This window comes from Thiomicrospira sp., from assembly GCF_014859555.1.
Lineage (GTDB): Bacteria > Pseudomonadota > Gammaproteobacteria > Thiomicrospirales > Thiomicrospiraceae > Thiomicrospira.
This window is the reverse complement of sequence record NZ_JACUTY010000037.1, coordinates 1-20101: the sequence shown is the minus strand read 5'-3', so window position 1 is coordinate 20101 and position 20101 is coordinate 1. Positions and strand designations below refer to the sequence as shown.

The following is a 20101-nucleotide window of genomic DNA, read 5'->3' as shown; positions in this document are numbered from 1 at the left end:
GAATTTATCCTATAAACCGATTGGTAGACCAAACAAAGGGTAGCGTCCCCTTTTAAAAAAAACCGGAATTTATCCTATAAACCGATTGGTAGACCAAACAAAGGGTAGCGTCCCCTTTTATCACCAGGCCTGGTGGTTGATTAAGACGGCTTTATAACTTAAAAATGCGTTCTGGGGTTAAACGGCATTTGTTCGGCCATTTGTTGGTAGAAGGCTTGGGCTTCTTCGGTTTGCGCCGGAGGGGTGTGGATTTGTACGACCACGTATTGATCGCCTGGTGTTTTGCCCAGCCCGCGCCCTTTTATGCGCAATTTACTACCCGATTGAGTACCCGCCGGGATTGATAAGTTCACCTTACCTTTTAAAGTGGGCACTTGTACTTTGGTGCCGAGCGCGGCTTCCCAAGGGGTAAGTGGTAAATCTAACAATACATCTTCGTCTTTCACTTTATAGAGTGGATGCGATTGTAGGTCGATTTCTAAATACAAATCGCCGTTCGGCCCACCGCCAAAACCAGCCGCGCCTTGGCCGCTTAAACGAATACGTTGACCTTGCTTAATACCCGCCGGAATTTTGACTTTGATTTGTTTTTGACGGTTAATCACCTGCCCTCGTGCATCGGCTTGCGGCACTTGTAAGTTCAAAGTGCGTTCGTTGCCGTTGACCGCGTCTTCTAAACTCACGAGAATCTTAACCACTTGGTCGTCGCCTTTTTGTTGGTAACGCTGGCCGCCAAAACCACCGCCGAAGCCGCCACCACCAAAACCACCTTGGCCGCGAAATAAGGATTCAAAAAAGTCGCTAAACCCGCCCGCTTGACCGCCACCATACATTCCTTCAAACCCGGGTGGAGGATCGAAGTGTTGACCGTTTTTATAGTTAGAGCCAAATTGGTCATACATCGCGCGTTTTTCTTTATCGCTTAGGACTTCGTAAGCTTCGCTCAAGTCTTTAAACTTGGATTCGTCACCGGTGGGTTTATCTGGGTGATATTTGCCAGCTAACTTGCGATAGGCTTTTTTTATCTCGGCTTCCGATGCAGCGCGCTCTATGCCTAAAATTTTATAGTAATCTTTATATTCCATGTTCGCTTCCATCTTGTCAGATTGCGTGATTTATTACGCTTTATATAAGGCACGCAGGTTGGTTTTTCAAGCACTAGGCGAATTATTTTAAGTTGCTAGCAAACGGCTTAAGCCGCATAATAAGCTGATTCACAACAAGATAACACGAAAAGTTAGTTCATTATGATGTCAACCCTGGATCAAATTTCGATTCGCCCTAACGGAACCCTACAGGTTTTATCCCATCAAGAAGCCGAACAGCTCTGCGACACCGGCGATAAAGGTCTTAACGAAACCCTGCGTTTATGCGCGCTGGCGGTGTTAAATACTGGCAGCGATCTCGATAGCGGTTTAAAGCTGTTGGAGCTAAACCCAGACTTTAATATTAAAGTAACCGTGCGTGGACGGGGTTTAGAATTGGTTTTATCTCACCCGCCTGCGCGTGCTTTTGTGAACGGCGAGTTGATCGAGGGTTTAAAAGAACACCTGTTTGCAGTGGTGCGCGATCTACTTTATGCACGTAACGATGTACTGGAATCGGATTTATTTAATTTGGACGAATCCTTTGGCATTACCAACGCGGTGTTTCACATTCTGCGCAACGCGGGCGCATTACGCCCGAATGAGCAGCCAAATATTGTGGTGTGTTGGGGTGGCCACGCAATCCCGCGCCACGAATACGAATATGCCAAACACGTAGGTTACACGCTGGGGCTGTACAAAATAAATATTTGCACTGGCTGTGGCCCGGGTGTGATGAAAGCCCCCATGAAAGGGGCGGGCGTTGGCCACCATAACCAACGTTATGAAAACAAGCGTTATATTGGCGTGTCTGAGCCGGGCATTATCGCCGCTGAGGCACCTAATGCGGTGGTTAACGAATTGGTGATTTTGCCAGATATTGAAAAACGTTTAGAAGCCTTTGTGCGTTTGGGACATGGCATTATTATTTTCCCCGGCGGGCCGGGTACACTTGAAGAGTTGCTGTATATTTTAAGCTTGTTATTGCACCCACAAAATTCGGACTTGCCGTTTCCCTTGGTGCTTACGGGCGACGATCACAGTCAGCTTTATTTTGATAAAATTAAACAATTTATCAAAGCCACGCTGGGCGAGATGGCCTTATCGCGTTTGCAAATTGTGATAAACCATCCGGAAAAAGTCGCCGATCTGATGCACGAAGGTATGGAAATCGTACATAAAGACCGAAAAGATACCAGTGATGCGTATTATTTTAATTGGTTATTGCATATTGATCCATCGCTACAACAGCCCTTTGAGCCCACTCACGAGGCCATGAGCCAGCTCAACCTGAGCAAAAACCAACCGGTGCATCAATTAGCCGCCCAGTTGCGCCGTGCATTTTCGGGCATTGTGGCGGGTAATGTGAAAGCCAGCGGTTTAAAAGCGATTGCCGAACATGGGCCGTTCGAATTACATGGTGACCCAGATATTATGCAAGCCCTGGATGATCTACTGGACTTCTTGGTCGAACAAAAACGCATGAAGCTCGACACCTCACAATATGTGCCTTGCTACCGAATTATTAAAGAGTAAACCTTGATGACTTTTGCCGATTTAGATCTTGACCCACGTTTACTGGACGCGCTAGAAGCCCAGCATTTTCATCGCCCAACCCCAATCCAGCAAGCGGCGATACCGCTGATGATGCAAGGCAAAGATGTATTAGCAGGCGCGGCCACCGGCACAGGTAAAACCGCCGCATTTGTATTGCCCGCACTACAACATTTGCTTGACAACCCTAAACAAAGCCGTTGGCCACGTATTTTAATGCTGGCGCCCACGCGCGAATTAGCCATTCAGATTCGCAGCGTGGTGCGTCAACTCAGCCAAAACATGACGGTGCGTTCGATGCTGATCAGCGGGGGCTTTGCTCAAAACAAACAAATCGAAAACTTGGGTCAAGCGTTTCAAATTCTAATTGCCACACCCGGGCGTTTATTAAATTTGCTTGAGCAAGAAGAAATTGAACTGCACGATCTAGAGATGGTGATTATCGACGAAGCCGATCGCATGTTAGACATGGGTTTGGGGCCAGATGTATATGCGCTGTTGGATGCGTTACCCGGTGATTTTCAGGCTGGGTTGTTCTCGGCCACCTTAGCCGGTCATCAGATTCAGAGCTTTGCCGATCGCTTATTGGATAACCCCGAAATCGTGCAGGTCGATGCGGCTAATCAACAGTCTACTCAAGTGCAACAGTTTGTCATATTTGCGGATGATCGCGCGCACAAAGAAAACCTTTTGAAAGCGATTGTCGAAGACCCGAGCTGCCAAAGCGCAATTGTGTTTTGCAATAAAAAAGAACGGGCGATCAGCTTAACCGAATGGCTGCAATCCCAAGATATTAACGCCCAGGTTTTACACGGCGATTTTATTCAGGCCAAACGTCTAGAGAAAGTCAGTAAATTTAAAGAAGGCAAAATAAAAGTTTTGGTGGCCACCGACGTGGCGGCACGCGGTTTAGATTTATTGAATATTACGCATGTTGTCAACTACGACCTACCTTTGCGCGGCGATCTATATATCCATCGCATCGGACGCACTGGCCGCGCACAGAATGTCGGTGTAGCGATCAGTTTAGTCGAAGGTCACGAGCTGAAATCATTAGAACGCATTCAATATCACCTGCAATCTAAAATACCGGTGAGTAAAATTGCTGGTATGGAAGCCCATTTAACCGCGAGCAAAGTTAAAGCGGGCGCTAAGAAAAAAACCCATAAGAAAAAAGCGGCCAAAAAAGCCGCTTCTAAAAAGAAGAAATAACCCCCATAGACTCGCTTTAATCAAGTGCTTGGGTGAAGTTTAGTGACGCTTAAAATGCTTTACTTCGTTAAAAATACCTTGATTAGCGAGTAAATCGATATTCAAAATAATCACCATAATTTCTTCCAACGTTGCTAAACCTCTTACAAACTCTTCACTTACCGCCTTGTTATCGCCAAAAGATGGCGAGTGTTGTAGCTGGTCGATATTGACATCGTGCACGTCGGATACACCATCCACCACTAAACCAATGGTTTTTTGTACATCCAGTTCAGAACCTTCCGCGCGGTGATTAACATGAATCACGATCACAACCGTGCTTTCATCGTATGTGGGTTGGCTGATATTAAAACGTTCACGCATATCAATAATCGGCACCACCGCGCCACGCATATTAATCACGCCTTTTACATAAACCGGCATGTTCGGTAACTGGGTTGGGCTTTCCCAGCCGCGAATTTCTTGAACGCGCAAAATATCAATTCCGTAGGTTTCATCACCTAGAATAAAAGTCAGAAACTGATCTTGATCGCCACCTTTTAAACCAATTTCTCGTTCAATTTCTTGGGTGGCTTGTTGTGCCACGGCTGCTTGCGATTCGCTCATTAAAAATCACTCCATTCATCATTCTGTTTCATTCTAGCCGATTTTTGATTCTTTGAACTAGTGGATTTTGCTTTACTGGATGGATTATTTGGTTTAGCTAACGCTTTAGGCTGGCCAGTGCGGTGGGCTAAGGCCTTAGGTTTAGACGTCGCTGCTATTTTTTTGTTTGTGTTACCTGTATTAAAGAAGGCCATATCTATTCAAAGTAGCGGCTTGCTATTGCACTCGCTGGCTTAAATCACCATCGGCTTGCGCCACTACCACTCGGGTAATATCTTCCACCGCGGCCTGCAAAGCACTCTATATAACAACCATTAAACAAAGAATTAAACCTTTTTCAAACTGTGTGATTTGCCATTAATTCTCGCATCAGCACGGTCGCGTAACGCCCTGGAGCTAGGTCAAAACACACTTCTAATGTTTGTTTATCAGACCACAACCAGCTCAGGTTTTTGGGTAAAACTCTTAACGCACGGCGTTCTTGTTTTAAACCTAAATCTGCCAAAGCTTGGCACCAGGCCTGGTGTTTGGATAAGACTTGGGCTTCTAGTTTAAGCGCGTTTTGCTGTGTGGCTAACTCCCCCGCGCCCACTAAGGCCCCGGTAGGATGAATATCAAGCTCATTAACACGGGCGACTAATTCGGTTGAGCCATCGTCCACAAACCATTTATCTGAGCCTTCAAGCTGAAACACATCACCCGACCAGGCCTGGTTCCAGGCTTGTTGGCGAACACGTTCGGCGAGGATTTCATTAAACAAAAACGAACGTGCGGCGGAAATATACAGACCCCGTTGGGCTGGACGTAAACGCGTGAGTTCGCCATTAAACAAACCTTGTGCCATCACTAAATTCTGTTCGTTGCGGCCAAAACGTTGTTCGCCAAAATAGTTGGGCACACCTTGGGTTTGAATTTGTTTCAAACGTTGCTCCGTATCGGCTTGATCCCCCGTCACATCTCGCAAGGTCAGAATAAACCGGTTGCCGCTCAAACCACCAGTCTGCAATTTACGCTGATGCCGAGTTTGTTGAAGGATTCGAATGGATTCAAACTGAAACTGACTGACATCTGGATTGTCTCGACCCGGCAAATACAAGCTAAACCATTGACGTGTAATGCCGTGGCGATCTTTTAAACCGGCAAAACCAATATCACGTAATCGAATACCCGCCCACTTGGCAAGCTGTTGGGCGACCCAATCGGTATTTTCACCTTGTTTTTCGACCCATAACCACAAGTGTTCCCCTTCGCCACTCAGCGAAAACGCAATGGTTTCTTCTACTTGAAAATCGGCCGGTTCGGATTTAAGACGGGCTTGGGCACTAGGTGCACCATAAGCATAAGGCAGGGTTGAATAATGTGACAAAGGCGGCTCTTGATTAAGCACCAGGCCTGCTTGCAACCAGGCCTGGTGGTATTGACGTTAATGTTTGGTTTATAAGTTACGATAGATTTTGGCGGCCATCGGTGTTTCACGTCCGGTTTCAGGTTCTTCAGCATAGAGTTTAATTTCCAATTGCTTGATATTGCCGGGGCGCAAATATTCGTCGATTAACTGACGTGATCCGGGTGGATCTTCTTTACCCAGGTACAAATATAAATTACGCAACTGACAAGGGTTTTTAGGGTCGGAAGCCATATGACGAATCCAACTGCCGCCTTTTAACTCATAGCCTTCATTAGAAACCACACTCAATGTATGATAATAAGGCGATTTGATAGCCACCGGATGGTCTAAACAAATTTCTAAAACACGTGCGAAGTTACCCGACCCGCGATCCGTATCCGTCAGAAGTTGTACACTCACAATTTCTACAGGCTCTTTTTCACAGCCAGTTAACCAAAACGCGCCCAGAATCAATGCGGCAATTAATCCGTGTCTTTTAAGTTGCTTCATATTTGTATCCTCAAAATTGGTCAGGGAGGTTGTCCTCTGTTCTTGACCGCTCACTTATAATTTTATTTTTACGTTACGGGTTTAATTGTTGAATACCCGCAATTTGCCAATCGCCCTCGCCTTTAGCAAGACGGCGAATGTGCCAAACTTCGTTAAAGGCATGCGCCGGTTCGTTGCGATCTTCTTTAATAAAACCACTGAAACCTAAACTCACGACAAAATAGCCATCTTCTAACGACTGATCTAGCACCTGGGTATATAGGGTATCGACCTCAGTGTGGTTTTCACCAGCTTGGACTTGCTGCATTAAACTTTGCAACTCAGCAAATAACTCGGGTGTGCAATAGCTTTCGATTTCAGCGGCATTGCCTCGATCCCAAGCGGTTTGAATCGCCATAAAGTGCTGCTTGGCACCTTCGACAAAACTCGCTTCATCAAACCAATCCGGCGCGTTTACGCCATGTTGGGCGTAATCACTTAAACCCGAGCCGATCACCGGCACCAGGGGCTCGTTAGGTTTCGACATGTCAGAATCAGAAGCCGAACTCGCCGGGTCGTACATGGATTGATGGGGTTGTCGCGTTTGAGTTTGCGAGCCTTGTTCGTAAGCTAAGGTTCGCTGTTGACGTTGACGTGCACGTAAAAACATCATCAAACCAAAGATAATTAAGGCCACTAATAAAATGTCGAAAAACTGAATGCCTTCAAAGCCTTCACCAAAAATCATCCAAGCCAAAAACCCACCAGCGGCTAAACCGGCCATTGGCCCCAGCCATTTAGCAGAACCGCTTGCGGCTTGACCGGCTGTTGCCGCTTGACGTGGCGTTTGCGCGGCTTGCTGTTGTTGGGTTGGCGCTTGACGCTGTTGTGCCGGCATGGATTTTTGTTTGCCAAAACTACCACCGCCGCCAAAACGTTTGGCTTCCGCTGGCTGGGGTAACATAAAAGTTAAGCTCAGCACTAACGCGGCCATCGAAAATAACGCTGTTTTCATAGTCACCTCTGTATAAATTTTATAATTGATTGTATCCCTAAGCCCGGTATTAAACAACCAGGCCTGGTGCTTTCGCATAAACTCTGGTTTAAAGCGCTTCTAACATTGACTGGGTTAAGGCTTGATCAGATAACACTAATGGATTACCGAGCATACTGCCACTGCGACAATTCGCTAGCACTTCGGTTAAATTATCAGGCCGTAGGCCAAACGCGCTTAAGCCTTGCGGTAGACGTTGAGCCACCATATTTTCGAGCGCCATCACAAGTCCGGCTAAATCGGGAATACCGGTTAGCAATTGGGCGACCTCGGTGTATTTAGCCAGGGTTTGTGGTGCATGTTCCGCATCACTCGCCAGCAAAGCTTCAATATTGGCGCGCGTAACCGGCGCAAGCAACTTGGCGCACACCAAGCCATGCGGTGATTTAAAAAACGCGCCAATTGGCCCAGCTAAACCATGCACCGCACCCAATCCGGCATTGGCTAACGTCATGCCAGACAAACTGGCGGCCAGCATCAAACGCTCATAACCTGCTTGTTTATCAGTTTGTGATTCGGAATCAATCAATTCAAACGCACCGCTAAACAATTCCATGCCTTGCCAAGCTAAGGCGTCGGTCATCGGATTGGCTTTCAGTGTGGTGTAGGATTCTAATAATTGGGTAAACGCGTCCATCGCGGTGGCATATAAAACTTGGTCAGGACAAAAAGGCAGGAACGCGGCATCCAACCAGGCCTGGTTGGCGACTAAACGATCATCTCGAAACGATTTTTTAAATTCGCCCAAGCGTGAAATCACCGCATTTTTGGTTGTTTCTGAACCGGTTCCGGCGGTAGTCGGCACCGCAATAAAAGGCAAGGGATCGGCTTCAAGTTTGCGGCCACAGCCCACGCCTTCTAGATAATCCACCACCGAAAAACGCTCAGGCAATAAACCCGCCACCGCTTTGGCGGCATCTAATACACTGCCGCCGCCTAAACCGATCACCAATTCAATATCCTGCGGTGCTTGCGTCACTAGCTGATCAATCATGTCCGCTGACGGCTCGCCCTGCACCACTACCCGATGTACGCGGCGCTGTTCTAACACCTTAGCTAAACGCGGTTCAACGAAGTGCTGGTCGGCATAACCGCCACTTATCAACATTAAAGAAGCTTTAGTTTGTGCCAATACCGCATCGGCGAGCTTATCGGTGACCCCCCAACCAAATTGAATCGCAGGCATTTGGGCAAATTGAAACGCTGGAATCATGCAAGGCTCCCATTTTTAATGGGTTTTTCTACCAATAAACGCACCATACGACCATTTTTAAGCGGCGCTTGCTCAAGCAACTTAAAACCACAAGCGGTCAACATATAAAGCAAATCGGCGGCGTGATAACGATTGTGCTCTAGAAAATGCTCAAACGCATTTTCCAATTCTTCACGTTTAAGTTTGCCCTGAGAAATCTCGGCCTGAGGATAACGCTGGGTTAAATAATCCTCCAAAGGCTGGCGCACTAAATCAATCACACAAAAACGCCCGCCCGGTTTTAACCAACGATACGCCGCTTGAAACATCAACACCGGCTGAATCACTTCATGCACCACCAAGTTGGTCATAATCACGGCCACCGAATTGTCAGCGACCACCAGGCCTGGTTCATTCAAATCGTCTAATTCGATGCGTGCATTACTCGGCAAATCCACCAAAGCTTCTAACATATAAGGCGCAGCTTCAATTCCGATAACGTTGGACTCGGGATAACGCTGCGCCAAATCCTGCACAAACAAACCCGTGCCCGCACCCAAATCCATTAAGCCATCGCCCGCTTGAATTACCGGCTGCACAGATTGCATCCAAAATTGCCAGAAACTTTCATCATGACGCTCGGCGTAAGTTTGGCTAATCATTTGACGTGCATTTTCACCGTCACCACCATGATGACGCAGGATTTGTTGTTGAGTCTGTTGCATGTTTTTCCCTCGATCTCAAATGACCTACTATAATAACGGGTTTTAATGGTTAGATTAAAGGTTAAAACGATGAGTGGATTACCAAACTGCCCAAAATGCGGCTCGGAATATACCTACGAAGATGGCGAAATGTTGATTTGCCCGGAATGTGCACATGAGTGGTCAAAACACGCCACCGAAGAATCGGACGAGAAGGTCTACAAGGATGCCAACGGCACAATTTTGCAAGATGGTGATACCGTCACCGTGATCAAAGATTTAAAAGTGAAAGGTTCATCGCTGGTAGTCAAAGTTGGTACCAAAGTGAAAAACATTCGCCTAAAAGACGGCGACCACGACATCGACTGCAAAATCGACGGCATCGGCCAAATGAGCCTGAAAACTGAGTTTGTGAAAAAAGTGAGTGACTAAATTCAATCGCTATTCATCATGTAAGATTGTTGAACGCTCTCTTTCTTTGTCGTGCCATATCCGCAAAATAATGATTTCGGACGACCCGATTAAATAACGTAGAGTGTAGTTTTTGACAAACATATCCCGCATGGTTTGCGGGTTGGGTGAAGAGGCGACTTTTATCCCCAACAATGGAAACGGCTTTAGTCGCTCAACCGCATGAAGTAATTGACTCGCAATAGCTTGTGCAGCGCGGGGATTATGTTCGGCGATAAACTGGCGTAATCGCGCCAGATCATTTAATGCTTGTTTGGTGTAACGAACTTTCATCAAAGTGCGTTCATCGTGTTGGCGCACTTAATTCGTTTTCCGTTCCCCAAGAGTTAAGCCATTGCGCCACTTCATCGCCATCAACTAACTCGCCGGAGCGCACATTTTCCAGTGCTTCAAGGGTTTCTTGCCAACGCTGAGCTTCGCTATTTTGACGCTCCACATAGTCCTTAATCGCTTGATTGATCAGGTAGTTTTTACTTCTGTCTAGCTTTTGCGCCAAAGCTTCCAGCGCTGAAACCAATTCATCATTTAAACGCACACTAGTTACACTCATTTTTACCCCTAAATGTAATGACTTGTATTACAAAGTAATATATCACAACCAGGCCTGGTTGTTGAAATTAATAGCCATGACGTTAATGTTATTAATCAATAAGTTAAAGAGGATTTGCACCAGCGTGGTAGAGACTTTGATGGGGCACCGAGAACGCATATTCCGCCAACCTTTACATCGCCTCTTTTCAACCAGATCAAAAGGCTTTAATTAGAAGTGAACCTCATAACCTAGCGATGCGCCATAGAAATCTTCACTTATTAAGTATTTAAGATGAATGGCGGCGTTGGGTTCCAACCAAAACCCTATGCCTATTGGCACATGCATACTTGAATCAAGCTTATCTTTTTCGTTAGGTTGCTTGCTGTAAACTATCGCCGAGTTGAATTCTACCGAAGGCGTTAACCAGTTTCTAAAGCCCAGTTCACCAACTAAATACACCGCTTCATCCGAAGAATTTGTAGTGGATTTAACCTCCAGAAACGTCTGCTTAGCTGAAACCAACGCATACACATCAACACGATCAGTCACCGCTTTTGCTACACCCACACCTAACCCAGCAGCCGTCACTTTTGACTCGACATTCAACTTTTTACGGTCGTATGCATACTGAGCTAATTCGAAACGAGTGAATAAATTTGGTGCCCATTGATAACCTACTTTTAGACTTACCCCATTTATCGTCCGGTCTGCGGCAGTTAAACTCGTTGGTTCTTTAAACATCATGCGCTCGCCAGTTAAAACAAGATTACTGTAACTAAAGTTTGTCGCCATCACAGATGGCGCAATGAGCAGCGCGCTAAATACCAAACACCACTTTAAAAATAGATTCTTCACAAAAAGCCCTTCAGTTTAAGAATAAATAGATTAATCAATATTAAGTACTTAAAACAGCCAAGTCAACCAAACTTCAGTCATCGAGCTTGGCCGCTAACATCGCGCGGATGTTGGCCATGTGGGCGTTGCCATGGTCTTTGACTTCTTCTTGGCTGAGTTCGACGCCGGGCTTGCCTTCCCAGTGCAAGGCGTCTTCGGGGAGTTCGCTGAGGAATCGGCTGGGTTCGCAAGGCGTGTCTTCGCCGTATTTGCGACGTTTCTGGGCATAAGTAATGGTCAAACTGCGTTGCGCGCGTGTAATGCCAACGTAAGCTAAACGTCGTTCTTCTTCCAGGCCTGGTGATTCGAGGTTTTGTTTGTGTGGCAGCATTTCTTCTTCCACCCCAATCAAAAACACATGCGGAAATTCCAGCCCTTTTGAAGCGTGCAAGGTCATTAAGCTGATCATATCGTGATCGGCTTCTTCTTCGTTGCGCTCTAAAATGTCCATTAAGGTCATATGCGATACGACTTTGGCGAGCTTGAGTTCGTCGCCATCTTCTTCGTGCGCTTTGGTGACAATACGCTCAATCCACAGAATCAAGTCACGCACGTTTTCAATTCGACGTTCGGCGGTTTTGACATTACTGGCGGTTTCCATTAACCAGTTGTCGTATTCTATTTTATCCAGTACGCCGCGCACAAAGCTCATCAACTCCTTGCCTTCGACGTTTTCGGCTTCTTTAACCCACTCTAATAACAAGGCACCGAAATATTGCACACGTTTGAGGGATTTTTCTTTCAAGATTTGAGTCAAACCAAACTCTTGAGACGCATCAAACAAGCTTATGCCGCGATGGGTGGCGTAGGTGGCGAGTTTTTCGAGCGTGCCCGGGCCGATTTCGCGGCGCGGTGTATTGATAATACGTAAAAATGCCGCATCATCATCTGGGTTAACAATCAATTTAAGATAAGACATGACATCTTTAATTTCCGCACGCTCAAAAAACGATTGGCCGCCGGATAAAATATAAGGCAAATTCTGTTCCCGTAACGCGCGTTCGATCAAACGCGCCTGGTGATTACCGCGATACAAAATCGCATAGTCGCGGTTTTTGGTGCGGTATTTAAACTTATGCACAATAATTTCGGACACCACGCGTTCGGCTTCTTGGTTTTCGTTGGCGCAACCGATTACACGAATCGGGTCGCCCAGTCCCATTTCACTCCACAAAATCTTCTCGAATACGTGCGGGTTATTCGAAATCAGTTGATTGGCGCTGTTCAAAATGCGCTGGCTGGAGCGGTAATTTTGCTCCAACTTCACCAAATGCAAACCGGGAAAATCCTGCTGTAATAACGCCAAGTTTTCTGGCTGCGCGCCACGCCAAGCATAGATGGATTGATCGTCATCACCTACCACCGTGAGTTTGCCGCCTAAACCGACCAACTGAGTGACTAATTGATACTGCGCGGCGTTGGTGTCTTGATATTCATCCACCAATAAATAGCGCACTTTGTTCTGCCATTTGGTCAGAATATCCGGGTTTTCGTTAAACAAACGTACCGGCAAACCAATCAAGTCATCAAAATCCACCGCGTTATAGGCGTGTAACTGTTTTTGATAGGCGGCATAAAGTCGAGCGCGTGCTTGCGCTAACGGGTCTTCGGCGGTTTCCAGCGCGGTTTGCGGTGCGATATGTTGGTTTTTCCAGCCCGAAATCGTCCATTGCACGCCATCCAATTCTTCGGGATCAAGCTCATTTTTGCGCATCAGTTCTTTCAGAATCTGGCCGGTATCGGTCGAATCCATAATTGAGAAATTGGCTTTATAGTTAAGTGCTTTGTATTCCTGACGAATAATATTCAAACCCAAGTTATGAAAAGTCGAAACGTTTAAACCTTTAGTCGGTTCGTCCACCATCAGTTTGGATACACGCTCTTTCATCTCGCGCGCGGCCTTGTTGGTAAAGGTGACGGCATAAATATTATGCGGTTTGTAGTCGTGCTTGCGCACCAAGTGGGCAATTTTTTCGGTGATAACGCGCGTTTTACCACTGCCCGCGCCCGCCAACACCAACAGGGGCGTGTCGATGTGCAATACGGCTTCTAATTGTCGAGGGTTTAGGCTGTGCATGTTTGCGCGTGTCACTCAAATGAAAAGGGTACAATATGATAAATCAAAACTCAGTGGAAAATAAAAAAATGGCCAGCATTGACCAGCTAAAACAAGACCTCGAATTTAATACCAACCTATTAGGTCACAATTTGACCTTTCGCAGCACGTGGGGCATTTTTAGCCCGCGCGAAATTGATGCCGGTACCGAACTGTTGCTGCGTCACCTTACAATTAAGCCGGATGAAATAGTACTTGATTTAGGCTGTGGTTATGGCCCATTGGGTTTGGCGATTGCCGCTAATGCGCCACAAGGTAACGTGCATATGGTGGATAAGGATTTTATGGCGGTCGAATACGCTAATAAAAATGCCGATTTAAACTGCTTAAATAACGCCAAAGCTTATTTATCGAACGGTTTAAGTCATGTGCCTAAAAACATTCAATTCACCACGGTGGTATCGAATATGCCCGCCAAAGTTGGCAAAGAAATGATGAGCATTATGCTGCACGACATCCACGAACAAATGGCTCCCGGTGGCCAACTCGTGGTGGTAACGATTAATGGATTACGCGATTATATGAAACGAAACTTTATGGAAGTATTTGGTTATTACGATAAGGTTAAACAAGGCAAAGATTACACGATCTCACGCACGATTAAGCAATAACCACCAGGCCTGCTGGCTTTATTACTACCGTCAATCTTTTTAACTAAAACATTGTGTTATGTAAAAAACGGGACTACTATCAAGTGAGACTATTCCTTTAAGTATTAAACACTAGGTCATGTTTAAACTATCTGTAATAGACAAAACGGGATTAACAATCGTACAAAAATTAGGAGCATATCATGAGAATTATCGGAATTGTTTTAGTCGTTATCGGGGTTGGCCTTGCAATATGGGGGTTCCAATTATCTGACTCTATCAGCTCAGAAGTAACTCAAGCCATAACTGGGGCTGAAGCAGATAAGGTGATGTTTTTTTACATAGGTGGTGCGATCAGTTTAGTAGTTGGCCTATACCTTTTCATTAGAAACTAATACTGGAGATAACATGGACATCACTAATTTAATCATCTTTTTAGCTGTAGGCGCGCTGGTCGGTTGGCTTGCCGGCACTATAATGAAAGGCAGTGGTTTTGGCATCATTGGTAATATTATAGTCGGCATTGTTGGCGCTATTTTGGGCGGAATCGTTTTCGATTTTCTTGGAATTATCGTCACTAGCGGCTTACTAGGCTCTATTATTATGGCGCTGATTGGCGCGGTTATTTTATTGTCTCTTATCAGAATCGTTAAAAGAGCCTAGCTCAGCATCCATAATTTAATTATGGGTTAATCTAAAAACCTGCGCTGGAGGCAAAACTAATTTGACCAGTCAACCCAGCGTATCTACAAATGCCCAGTTTTAACATAAATTAAGGTTGCTTCTTCCACATAAGGATTATGCAAACTTAGATGGGGGCTTCGGATCCAAGTGCCTTTCGGGTATCGTCCATGTTCGTCAATAAACTCGCCTTTTAATACCAATATTTCTTCGCCGCCCCAGTGACGATGCGGTTGGAACTTTTCACCCGGTGGCCAATAGACCAGTGCGGTATGTTGAGTTTGAAAACTATGCAAACTTAATACCTTTAAGTTACCCAAACCGGGTTGCATGTTGGCTTGGTTGGTATCGAGCACTACTTTTTGGGTGTCTTCTGCTGAAAATTGCTCTAGTTTTACGAAAATGATACAACCCTGTTTGGAATAGGGCGAATGGTTTGAACCAGGTGGATTACGTAAATAAGTACCGGCGGGGTAGCTGCCATTTTCATCCGAAAAAACACCTTCTAACACGAAAATTTCTTCTCCCAAACCATGTTGATGAGCCGGGAAATATGCGCCGGGTAAAAACTGCACGATGCTGGTAGTTCGACCGGATTCGGCCAATGCTCTTTCTAACGGTTTACGCAATACATTATCAGCACGACTGCCTAGCCAGTCCAAGCTTTCGGTTTGCACCACCACTTTTTGGCTGAAGTCCATATTGAGTGGCTCGTCTAAATTAGGCATGCCGTATTCCTTTTAAATAAGCTGTATAGCAAACCATCAGGCCTGGTTAAAGTAAAAAGATCGCCAGCACCACTAATACACTTATATATAATGCCAGCGCTACCGCGTTGGTTTTAAACCATAATCCCACGGTGCGAAAAATCTCACCCGGTGTATATTGTACAAATGCCAGCACCACCATGCCCAATGCAATCAGTAGAAAAATAGCGGGCACAATTAATAACAGTTCATACAAACTCATTTGGCCTCCTGTTGCAGTTGAGTGATTAATTCTTGCAACCAGGCCTGGTGGTCACTGGGTTGTTGCGAGGCTAAGTTGGCCGCTAGTAACCACCAGGCCTGGTGGTTGATTTCAAGTAATTCTATTAGGGCTTGTTGCGTGGCTTGGATTTGATTCGGATTCTCGCGTTTAAAAGCCTGAATCGCGGCCGCTTGACTGTCTTCATCAATTGCAATATAAGCGGCGAGTAAACTGTGCAACGCTGGCCAGCGTTGTAAAAACTCGTCTTGTTGTTGCCAGTCCATCTTTACTTATCCGGCTGTGGAAAAGCGGTTAGCACAAAAAAACCGTCGTTACGTCTTACCAGCACAACTCTAACGACGGCCTGATCGGGCACATACCGAGCTTCAAGGCGATCTTGCCACATTTGACGCGTCAAATAACGACCATGCGTAGGCACACGTGCAAAAAAAGCTTGGCGCGCCAAGTCGCCACGCCACCAATCGGCGACTTCTTGTCGCTTAAGATTCAGTACCGCATTTATAGACGCTTCCGCAACCTCATAGCTGCTAAAGGTGGAGACGGTGTTCACTCTCAAATTGCGTTCTAACCTTTCGGCAAGATAGGGGTCATCCTTGTCCACATGGCGCGCAATTGTATGACCAAAGGCTTCATGCTCCGCTAAATCCACCTGAATCGGTTGTCGTACATCCCCTATGCCTCCCGTATCAGGCGTAGGTGTGCAACCGGCTAATAACACGCCGACAACAATAAACCCTAACCACTTTTTCACAAACACCTCTCCACCTATTAAATATTAATACTTAACGCTAAATAAATTTGCCAGCCGCCCATTAACATAACCGACAAGCCAGCCAAACGTTTGACCCAGATGTTGCGCGCGAGTCGCGTAAAATAAAATGCAAACACGCCCATTAACATTAAGTTGGGCAAGGTGCCGAGCCCAAATGCCAGCATTACTAACGCGCCCTGACTAAGCGAAGCGGCGCTAAACGCCATAATCAACACACTATAAACCAAACCACAAGGTAACCAACCCCATACCAAACCATACAACCAGGCCTGGGGCAAGGTTCTAACCGGAGTCAATTTTTGGGTATAGGGTTGCAGGCGTTGCCATAATGCGCCGCCGAGACGTTCAATCACAATCACACCATGCCACCAGCCCGCTAAATACAAGCCCAAAGCAATCATAAACAGACCAGCGAACACTTGTAAAGCTTGTTGAAACGGTAAAAACGGTACCAGCGTGCTAAGTGAAGCGGCAAATAAACCAATCAGTGCCCCTGCGATCACATAACTGCTGATGCGCCCAAGGTTATAAGCGAATTGATAAGGCAACATACGCCACTGGCTGACTTGATGTTTGGGCGATAAACTAAAAGTTAAAGTACCCACCACCCCACCGCACATACCTAAACAATGCACGCCGCCGAGTAAACCCACAATAAAGGCACTAATAAATAAGGATTCAAACACTAGGCTAACCCTTGACGTTCTAAACTTCGATAACCCAAGGCTTCGGCTAAATGTTGATTTTCGACCGACTCGGAGGTGGCCATATCGGCCAAGGTGCGAGCGATGCGTAAAATTTTATGATAACTACGTGCCGATAAACCTAAACGCTCAATGCCCTGCTTTAAAAAGGCTTGTGCTTGTGGGCTTAAAGTGACGTGCTGTTCAAGTTGCGAGACGGATAGTTCGGCATTTAAACAACCTTGGCGTTGAATTTGACGCATCCGCACCTCCGCGACACGAATGCGAACTTGCGCACTGGTTTCGGCTTGTTCATCTGGCGCAGCGGTGAGTTGATCCACCTCCACGGCAGGCACTTGTAAATGCAGATCAATTCGATCTAAAATTGGTCCGGAGATTTTACGTTGATAACGTGCAATTTGATCAGGCGTGTCTTTACATCTTGGATCATCGGCAAAAAATCCGCTTGGACTTGGATTGAACGCACCAATAAATAAGGTATCGCACGGAAACGTAATATGTTGTTTGACTCGTGCAATATGGACTTGTTTGGTTTCTAAGGGTTCGCGCAAAGCTTCCAGCACGTCTCGGTTAAATTCGGGCATTTCATCGAAAAAAATCAAGCCATTGTGGGCAAGAGATAACGCGCCCGGTTTTGGATTTTGGCCGCCACCAATCACCGCCGCCGCTGATGAAGTGTGATGTGGGCTTCGTAGCTGACGCTGGAAAAAACGCGTGGGATCTAAACGCTCGCCCGCCACCGAACGCAAGGCGGCGACCTCAAGTGCTTGGTTTTCGTCTAACGGCGGCATTAACGTCACCAACCGCTGAGCCAGCATGCTTTTTCCCGCCCCCGGTGGCCCGACCATTAATATAGAATGCTGACCACTCGCAGCCACCTCTAACGCACGTTTGGCTTGGTGTTGACCGCGTACATCAGCCAAATCTACACCATAATCTAAATCTTGCTCTACACGTTCAGGTGGGGAGTTAAGTGGCGTAGCTTCGATCAAATAACGGCATACGTCTAACAAATGCGCTGCGCCTAAAATATCGCCCTCGCTTAATAACGAGGCTTCCACCAGGCCTGCTATTGGAATGATTGAACGGTTGCCAGCGGCTTTGGCTTTAATTAACGCTGGCAACAAACCACTTATAATTCGCAGCTCGCCATTTAAGCCCAACTCGCCATAAAACTCGTGGCCGCCTAAGGCTTGCGCGGGTAATTGACCCGTCGCGACTAAGACCGCGAGTGCGATGGGCAAATCGAATCGACTCCCCGCTTTGGGTAAATCGGCGGGCGCGAGATTAATGGTTATACGTTTAGGCGGTAAATCAAAGCCACTGTTTAACAAGGCACTGCGCACTCGGTCTTTGCTTTCTTTTACCGAGGTTTCTGGTAACCCCACAATGGATAGGCTGGGCAAGCCATTCGAGGCATGCACCTCAACCTGCACCAATGGCGCATCCATGCCAACTAACGCTCGACTTTGTACGCATGAAAAACTCACACCTTAAGCCTGCTCGTTTGCGTTAGAAGCTGGCTGACGTGTCTGAGTCTCCCAGTCGGCCAAGCGTTTTTCGAGTGCTTCAAGCTTGGCGCGAGTTTTCGCTAATACCGCGGTTTGAGTATCAAACTCTTCACGTGTTACCACGTCCATGTCTTGCATCGCACTTTGTATCTTGGCTTTAATCTGAGCTTTTAAGGCTTGCGGTGCTTGCCCCATTTCGGGCGGAATCGTGTCTAGAACTTTGCGTGCGATCCCTTCTAACTGCTGCGGATTAAACATTTTGTGATCCCTTAAATTCAATAAATATTAAACGTGTTTAGGGATTATACGATTTTTACTTGCTTTCTAGGGCAAAGCTCGCAAAACTATATTATATTCAAGGTTTATAAATATGATTTGATTAAGTTTTTCCGTCTAGCCATTATTTTATTTTTTGCCAGTTTAGTTATGGGGTGAACCTTGCCAAAAATTGATCAAACCGTAACATCTTATGCGTTAAGGGCAGACGAATCACAACACACATTGCTCGGCGAAACCATTCAGCCACAAACCCTAGAATACCCAAACCTTAGCGGAATTCGCGCCTTATCTGATCCGCACGATGCGTTTGCCGCGCGCGCACTTTTAACTCAAGTCGCCGAAAAAAACGCTCGACATTCAATAGGGCACCGCTCTCGCCAACCACCCTAATATCGAAGTACGTTTATTTAATCCTTTTATCGTGCGCCACCCCAGGTGGTTGGGCTTTATTACTGATTTTTCACGAGCGAATCGGCGGATGCACAATAAAGCTTTTATTGCCGACAACCAAGTAGCGATTGTCGGTGGTCGCAATATTGGCGATAAATATTTTTCTGCAACCAAAAACTTATTATTTGCAGACTTAGATGTCGTCGCTATTGGGCAAGCCAACCCGCCTACCCTGTCGAATATATGGTGTCTACCTTAAAACAAGATTTGAACAGCCTAAGCCAAACGGCGTCGAATCCTACATCAAGGCCATCAGTGAATCCGATTTAATCCGCGAGCTGATAAAAGGTGAACTCTATTTTGATTGGAGCCCCCGTTAGTATGTTAAGTGATGACCCGGCCAAAGGCTTAGGGCAAGCTAAACTTCACAGCTTAATGAGCTATCAATTGGAACAAATTATTGGCGAGCCAAGCCATCAAGTGACATTAATTTCGCCCTATTTTGTGCCAACTAAGGCCGGCACTCAAGACTTTATAGACCTTGTAAATCGAGGCGTAAAGATACGCATCCTAACCAACTCTTTGGATGCCACAGATGTCGTAGCGGTACATGCCGGATATGCTAAACATCGCCGTCACTTATTAGCTGGCGGGGTTGAGCTATTTGAAATGCGTCTTAGTCACAAAACAAATGGCAAACCCAAAAAAAACGGGCCATTTGGTAGTTCAGCGACCAGCTTGCATGCGAAAACTTTTGCGGTTGATAGTCAACACGTATTTGTGGGCTCATTCAATTTTGATCCACGCTCCAGCCATTTAAACACTGAACTGGGTTTTGTCATTGATAGCCCCAAATTAGCTAAAACTATTGAACAAAGCTTTGAACAA

The 20101-nt window shown here is 46.2% G+C and carries 27 protein-coding genes; 9 read left to right on the top strand and 18 right to left on the bottom strand.

The annotated features are described in order from the left end of the window. Positions 1 to 158: 158 nt before the first annotated feature. Positions 159 to 1085 carry a DnaJ C-terminal domain-containing protein gene (locus IBX48_RS07085; RefSeq protein WP_296832337.1) on the bottom strand — a complete coding sequence of 309 codons (927 nt, stop codon included), beginning with the start codon at positions 1083 to 1085 and terminating at the stop codon, positions 159 to 161. Between the two features lie 162 nt (positions 1086 to 1247). On the opposite strand from IBX48_RS07085, the gene ppnN reads away from it, so the two are divergent. Together ppnN and IBX48_RS07075 are read left to right on the top strand one after the other, a co-directional pair. Beyond that, on the top strand, positions 1248 to 2621 hold the full coding sequence (ppnN, locus tag IBX48_RS07080; protein WP_296832335.1) for a nucleotide 5'-monophosphate nucleosidase PpnN: 1374 nt from the start codon (positions 1248 to 1250) through the stop codon (positions 2619 to 2621). Between the two features lie 6 nt (positions 2622 to 2627). Continuing rightward, on the top strand, positions 2628 to 3851 hold the full coding sequence (locus IBX48_RS07075) for a DEAD/DEAH box helicase (RefSeq protein ID WP_296832332.1): 1224 nt from the start codon (positions 2628 to 2630) through the stop codon (positions 3849 to 3851). Between the two features lie 39 nt (positions 3852 to 3890). Here IBX48_RS07075 and IBX48_RS07070 read toward each other — a convergent pair whose 3' ends face one another. The 6 genes from IBX48_RS07070 to IBX48_RS07045 all read right to left on the bottom strand — a co-directional run bounded on the left by IBX48_RS07070 (position 3891) and on the right by IBX48_RS07045 (position 9304). After that, on the bottom strand, positions 3891 to 4457 hold the full coding sequence (locus tag IBX48_RS07070; RefSeq protein ID WP_296832329.1) for a chemotaxis protein CheW: 567 nt from the start codon (positions 4455 to 4457) through the stop codon (positions 3891 to 3893). A gap of 337 nt (positions 4458 to 4794) precedes the next feature. After that, positions 4795 to 5844: a tRNA pseudouridine(13) synthase TruD gene (gene truD / locus IBX48_RS07065; protein WP_296832326.1), complete on the bottom strand. Its 1050-nt coding sequence runs from the start codon at positions 5842 to 5844 to the stop codon at positions 4795 to 4797. A gap of 48 nt (positions 5845 to 5892) precedes the next feature. Then, on the bottom strand, positions 5893 to 6354 hold the full coding sequence (locus IBX48_RS07060; RefSeq protein ID WP_296832323.1) for a hypothetical protein: 462 nt from the start codon (positions 6352 to 6354) through the stop codon (positions 5893 to 5895). 73 nt (positions 6355 to 6427) lie between these two features. Then, positions 6428 to 7348, bottom strand: a complete 921-nt coding sequence (locus IBX48_RS07055; protein WP_296832320.1) for a Tim44-like domain-containing protein — start codon at positions 7346 to 7348, stop codon at positions 6428 to 6430. Positions 7349 to 7436: 88 nt separating this feature from the next. Continuing rightward, positions 7437 to 8600, bottom strand: coding sequence for an iron-containing alcohol dehydrogenase (locus IBX48_RS07050; protein ID WP_296832318.1), 1164 nt, complete (start codon positions 8598 to 8600; stop codon positions 7437 to 7439). Beyond that, a complete protein-coding gene (locus tag IBX48_RS07045; protein WP_296832315.1) occupies positions 8597 to 9304 on the bottom strand; it encodes a class I SAM-dependent methyltransferase in 708 nt (235 codons plus the stop codon). The genes IBX48_RS07050 and IBX48_RS07045 overlap by 4 nt, the downstream gene beginning before the upstream one ends. 69 nt (positions 9305 to 9373) lie before the next feature. On the opposite strand from IBX48_RS07045, the gene IBX48_RS07040 reads away from it, so the two are divergent. Beyond that, positions 9374 to 9715, top strand: coding sequence for a zinc ribbon domain-containing protein YjdM (locus tag IBX48_RS07040; protein WP_296832312.1), 342 nt, complete (start codon positions 9374 to 9376; stop codon positions 9713 to 9715). 9 nt (positions 9716 to 9724) lie between these two features. Here IBX48_RS07040 and IBX48_RS07035 read toward each other — a convergent pair whose 3' ends face one another. The 4 genes from IBX48_RS07035 to rep form a co-directional block, all read right to left on the bottom strand. Beyond that, positions 9725 to 10054 (bottom strand): type II toxin-antitoxin system RelE/ParE family toxin, encoded by a 330-nt coding sequence (locus IBX48_RS07035; protein ID WP_296832309.1) that lies wholly within the window; start codon positions 10052 to 10054, stop codon positions 9725 to 9727. Next, positions 10038 to 10304, bottom strand: a complete 267-nt coding sequence (locus tag IBX48_RS07030; protein WP_296832305.1) for a CopG family ribbon-helix-helix protein — start codon at positions 10302 to 10304, stop codon at positions 10038 to 10040. Before IBX48_RS07030 ends, IBX48_RS07035 begins: the two co-directional genes overlap by 17 nt. A 210-nt stretch (positions 10305 to 10514) precedes the next feature. Further along, entirely contained in the window at positions 10515 to 11141 is a 627-nt protein-coding gene (locus tag IBX48_RS07025; RefSeq protein WP_296832302.1) for an outer membrane beta-barrel protein, read from the bottom strand. Positions 11142 to 11214: 73 nt separating this feature from the next. Continuing rightward, positions 11215 to 13257, bottom strand: a complete 2043-nt coding sequence (gene rep, locus IBX48_RS07020) for a DNA helicase Rep (protein WP_296832299.1) — start codon at positions 13255 to 13257, stop codon at positions 11215 to 11217. A gap of 68 nt (positions 13258 to 13325) precedes the next feature. Between rep and IBX48_RS07015 the strand changes: the two genes are divergently transcribed. From IBX48_RS07015 to IBX48_RS07005, 3 genes are all read left to right on the top strand, one after another. Then, entirely contained in the window at positions 13326 to 13907 is a 582-nt protein-coding gene (locus IBX48_RS07015) for a methyltransferase (protein WP_296832340.1), read from the top strand. 182 nt (positions 13908 to 14089) lie between these two features. Beyond that, positions 14090 to 14281 carry a DUF3185 family protein gene (locus IBX48_RS07010; protein WP_296832296.1) on the top strand — a complete coding sequence of 64 codons (192 nt, stop codon included), beginning with the start codon at positions 14090 to 14092 and terminating at the stop codon, positions 14279 to 14281. 13 nt (positions 14282 to 14294) lie between these two features. Then, positions 14295 to 14549, top strand: a complete 255-nt coding sequence (locus IBX48_RS07005) for a GlsB/YeaQ/YmgE family stress response membrane protein (RefSeq protein WP_296832293.1) — start codon at positions 14295 to 14297, stop codon at positions 14547 to 14549. Positions 14550 to 14632: 83 nt separating this feature from the next. Here the strand turns inward: IBX48_RS07005 and IBX48_RS07000 are convergent, their stop codons facing one another. From IBX48_RS07000 to IBX48_RS06970, 7 genes are read right to left on the bottom strand one after another with little or no spacing between them, the layout of a single operon-like run. Beyond that, positions 14633 to 15295 carry a cupin domain-containing protein gene (locus tag IBX48_RS07000; RefSeq protein WP_296832290.1) on the bottom strand — a complete coding sequence of 221 codons (663 nt, stop codon included), beginning with the start codon at positions 15293 to 15295 and terminating at the stop codon, positions 14633 to 14635. 46 nt (positions 15296 to 15341) lie between these two features. Next, the gene (locus tag IBX48_RS06995; protein WP_296832288.1) at positions 15342 to 15536 is read right to left on the bottom strand and encodes a hypothetical protein; all 195 of its coding nucleotides are present in this window, start codon (positions 15534 to 15536) and stop codon (positions 15342 to 15344) included. Then, positions 15533 to 15820 (bottom strand): hypothetical protein, encoded by a 288-nt coding sequence (locus tag IBX48_RS06990; RefSeq protein WP_296832285.1) that lies wholly within the window; start codon positions 15818 to 15820, stop codon positions 15533 to 15535. Before IBX48_RS06990 ends, IBX48_RS06995 begins: the two co-directional genes overlap by 4 nt. Positions 15821 to 15822: 2 nt before the next feature. Then, complete coding sequence (locus tag IBX48_RS06985) at positions 15823 to 16308, bottom strand: RNase A-like domain-containing protein (RefSeq protein WP_296832282.1); 486 nt, start codon at positions 16306 to 16308, stop codon at positions 15823 to 15825. Between the two features lie 17 nt (positions 16309 to 16325). Continuing rightward, a complete protein-coding gene (locus tag IBX48_RS06980) occupies positions 16326 to 17015 on the bottom strand; it encodes a sulfite exporter TauE/SafE family protein (protein WP_296832279.1) in 690 nt (229 codons plus the stop codon). After that, on the bottom strand, positions 17015 to 18523 hold the full coding sequence (locus IBX48_RS06975; RefSeq protein ID WP_296832276.1) for a YifB family Mg chelatase-like AAA ATPase: 1509 nt from the start codon (positions 18521 to 18523) through the stop codon (positions 17015 to 17017). The genes IBX48_RS06980 and IBX48_RS06975 overlap by 1 nt, the downstream gene beginning before the upstream one ends. A 3-nt stretch (positions 18524 to 18526) precedes the next feature. After that, positions 18527 to 18802 carry an accessory factor UbiK family protein gene (locus tag IBX48_RS06970; protein WP_296832273.1) on the bottom strand — a complete coding sequence of 92 codons (276 nt, stop codon included), beginning with the start codon at positions 18800 to 18802 and terminating at the stop codon, positions 18527 to 18529. 180 nt (positions 18803 to 18982) lie between these two features. On the opposite strand from IBX48_RS06970, the gene IBX48_RS06965 reads away from it, so the two are divergent. From IBX48_RS06965 to IBX48_RS06955, 3 genes are all read left to right on the top strand, one after another. After that, on the top strand, positions 18983 to 19213 hold the full coding sequence (locus tag IBX48_RS06965; RefSeq protein ID WP_296832270.1) for a hypothetical protein: 231 nt from the start codon (positions 18983 to 18985) through the stop codon (positions 19211 to 19213). A gap of 88 nt (positions 19214 to 19301) precedes the next feature. Beyond that, entirely contained in the window at positions 19302 to 19472 is a 171-nt protein-coding gene (locus IBX48_RS06960; RefSeq protein ID WP_296832268.1) for a hypothetical protein, read from the top strand. Between the two features lie 122 nt (positions 19473 to 19594). Continuing rightward, positions 19595 to 20101: phospholipase D-like domain-containing protein (locus IBX48_RS06955; protein WP_296832265.1), on the top strand; the 507-nt coding region annotated here is incomplete at its 3' end.

Bases quoted from the DNA above. Each gene is read 5' to 3' on its own strand.
- IBX48_RS07085 (WP_296832337.1), bottom strand. From the start codon at position 1,085: ATGGAATATAAAGATTACTATAAAATTTTAGGCATAGAGCGCGCTGCA.
- ppnN (WP_296832335.1), top strand. From the start codon at position 1,248: ATGATGTCAACCCTGGATCAAATTTCGATTCGCCCTAACGGAACCCTA.
- IBX48_RS07075 (WP_296832332.1), top strand. From the start codon at position 2,628: ATGACTTTTGCCGATTTAGATCTTGACCCACGTTTACTGGACGCGCTA.
- IBX48_RS07070 (WP_296832329.1), bottom strand. From the start codon at position 4,457: ATGAGCGAATCGCAAGCAGCCGTGGCACAACAAGCCACCCAAGAAATT.
- IBX48_RS07060 (WP_296832323.1), bottom strand. From the start codon at position 6,354: ATGAAGCAACTTAAAAGACACGGATTAATTGCCGCATTGATTCTGGGC.
- IBX48_RS07055 (WP_296832320.1), bottom strand. From the start codon at position 7,348: ATGAAAACAGCGTTATTTTCGATGGCCGCGTTAGTGCTGAGCTTAACT.
- IBX48_RS07050 (WP_296832318.1), bottom strand. From the start codon at position 8,600: ATGATTCCAGCGTTTCAATTTGCCCAAATGCCTGCGATTCAATTTGGT.
- IBX48_RS07045 (WP_296832315.1), bottom strand. From the start codon at position 9,304: ATGCAACAGACTCAACAACAAATCCTGCGTCATCATGGTGGTGACGGT.
- IBX48_RS07040 (WP_296832312.1), top strand. From the start codon at position 9,374: ATGAGTGGATTACCAAACTGCCCAAAATGCGGCTCGGAATATACCTAC.
- IBX48_RS07030 (WP_296832305.1), bottom strand. From the start codon at position 10,304: ATGAGTGTAACTAGTGTGCGTTTAAATGATGAATTGGTTTCAGCGCTG.
- rep (WP_296832299.1), bottom strand. From the start codon at position 13,257: ATGCACAGCCTAAACCCTCGACAATTAGAAGCCGTATTGCACATCGAC.
- IBX48_RS07015 (WP_296832340.1), top strand. From the start codon at position 13,326: ATGGCCAGCATTGACCAGCTAAAACAAGACCTCGAATTTAATACCAAC.
- IBX48_RS07010 (WP_296832296.1), top strand. From the start codon at position 14,090: ATGAGAATTATCGGAATTGTTTTAGTCGTTATCGGGGTTGGCCTTGCA.
- IBX48_RS07005 (WP_296832293.1), top strand. From the start codon at position 14,295: ATGGACATCACTAATTTAATCATCTTTTTAGCTGTAGGCGCGCTGGTC.
- IBX48_RS07000 (WP_296832290.1), bottom strand. From the start codon at position 15,295: ATGCCTAATTTAGACGAGCCACTCAATATGGACTTCAGCCAAAAAGTG.
- IBX48_RS06995 (WP_296832288.1), bottom strand. From the start codon at position 15,536: ATGAGTTTGTATGAACTGTTATTAATTGTGCCCGCTATTTTTCTACTG.
- IBX48_RS06990 (WP_296832285.1), bottom strand. From the start codon at position 15,820: ATGGACTGGCAACAACAAGACGAGTTTTTACAACGCTGGCCAGCGTTG.
- IBX48_RS06970 (WP_296832273.1), bottom strand. From the start codon at position 18,802: ATGTTTAATCCGCAGCAGTTAGAAGGGATCGCACGCAAAGTTCTAGAC.
- IBX48_RS06960 (WP_296832268.1), top strand. From the start codon at position 19,302: ATGCACAATAAAGCTTTTATTGCCGACAACCAAGTAGCGATTGTCGGT.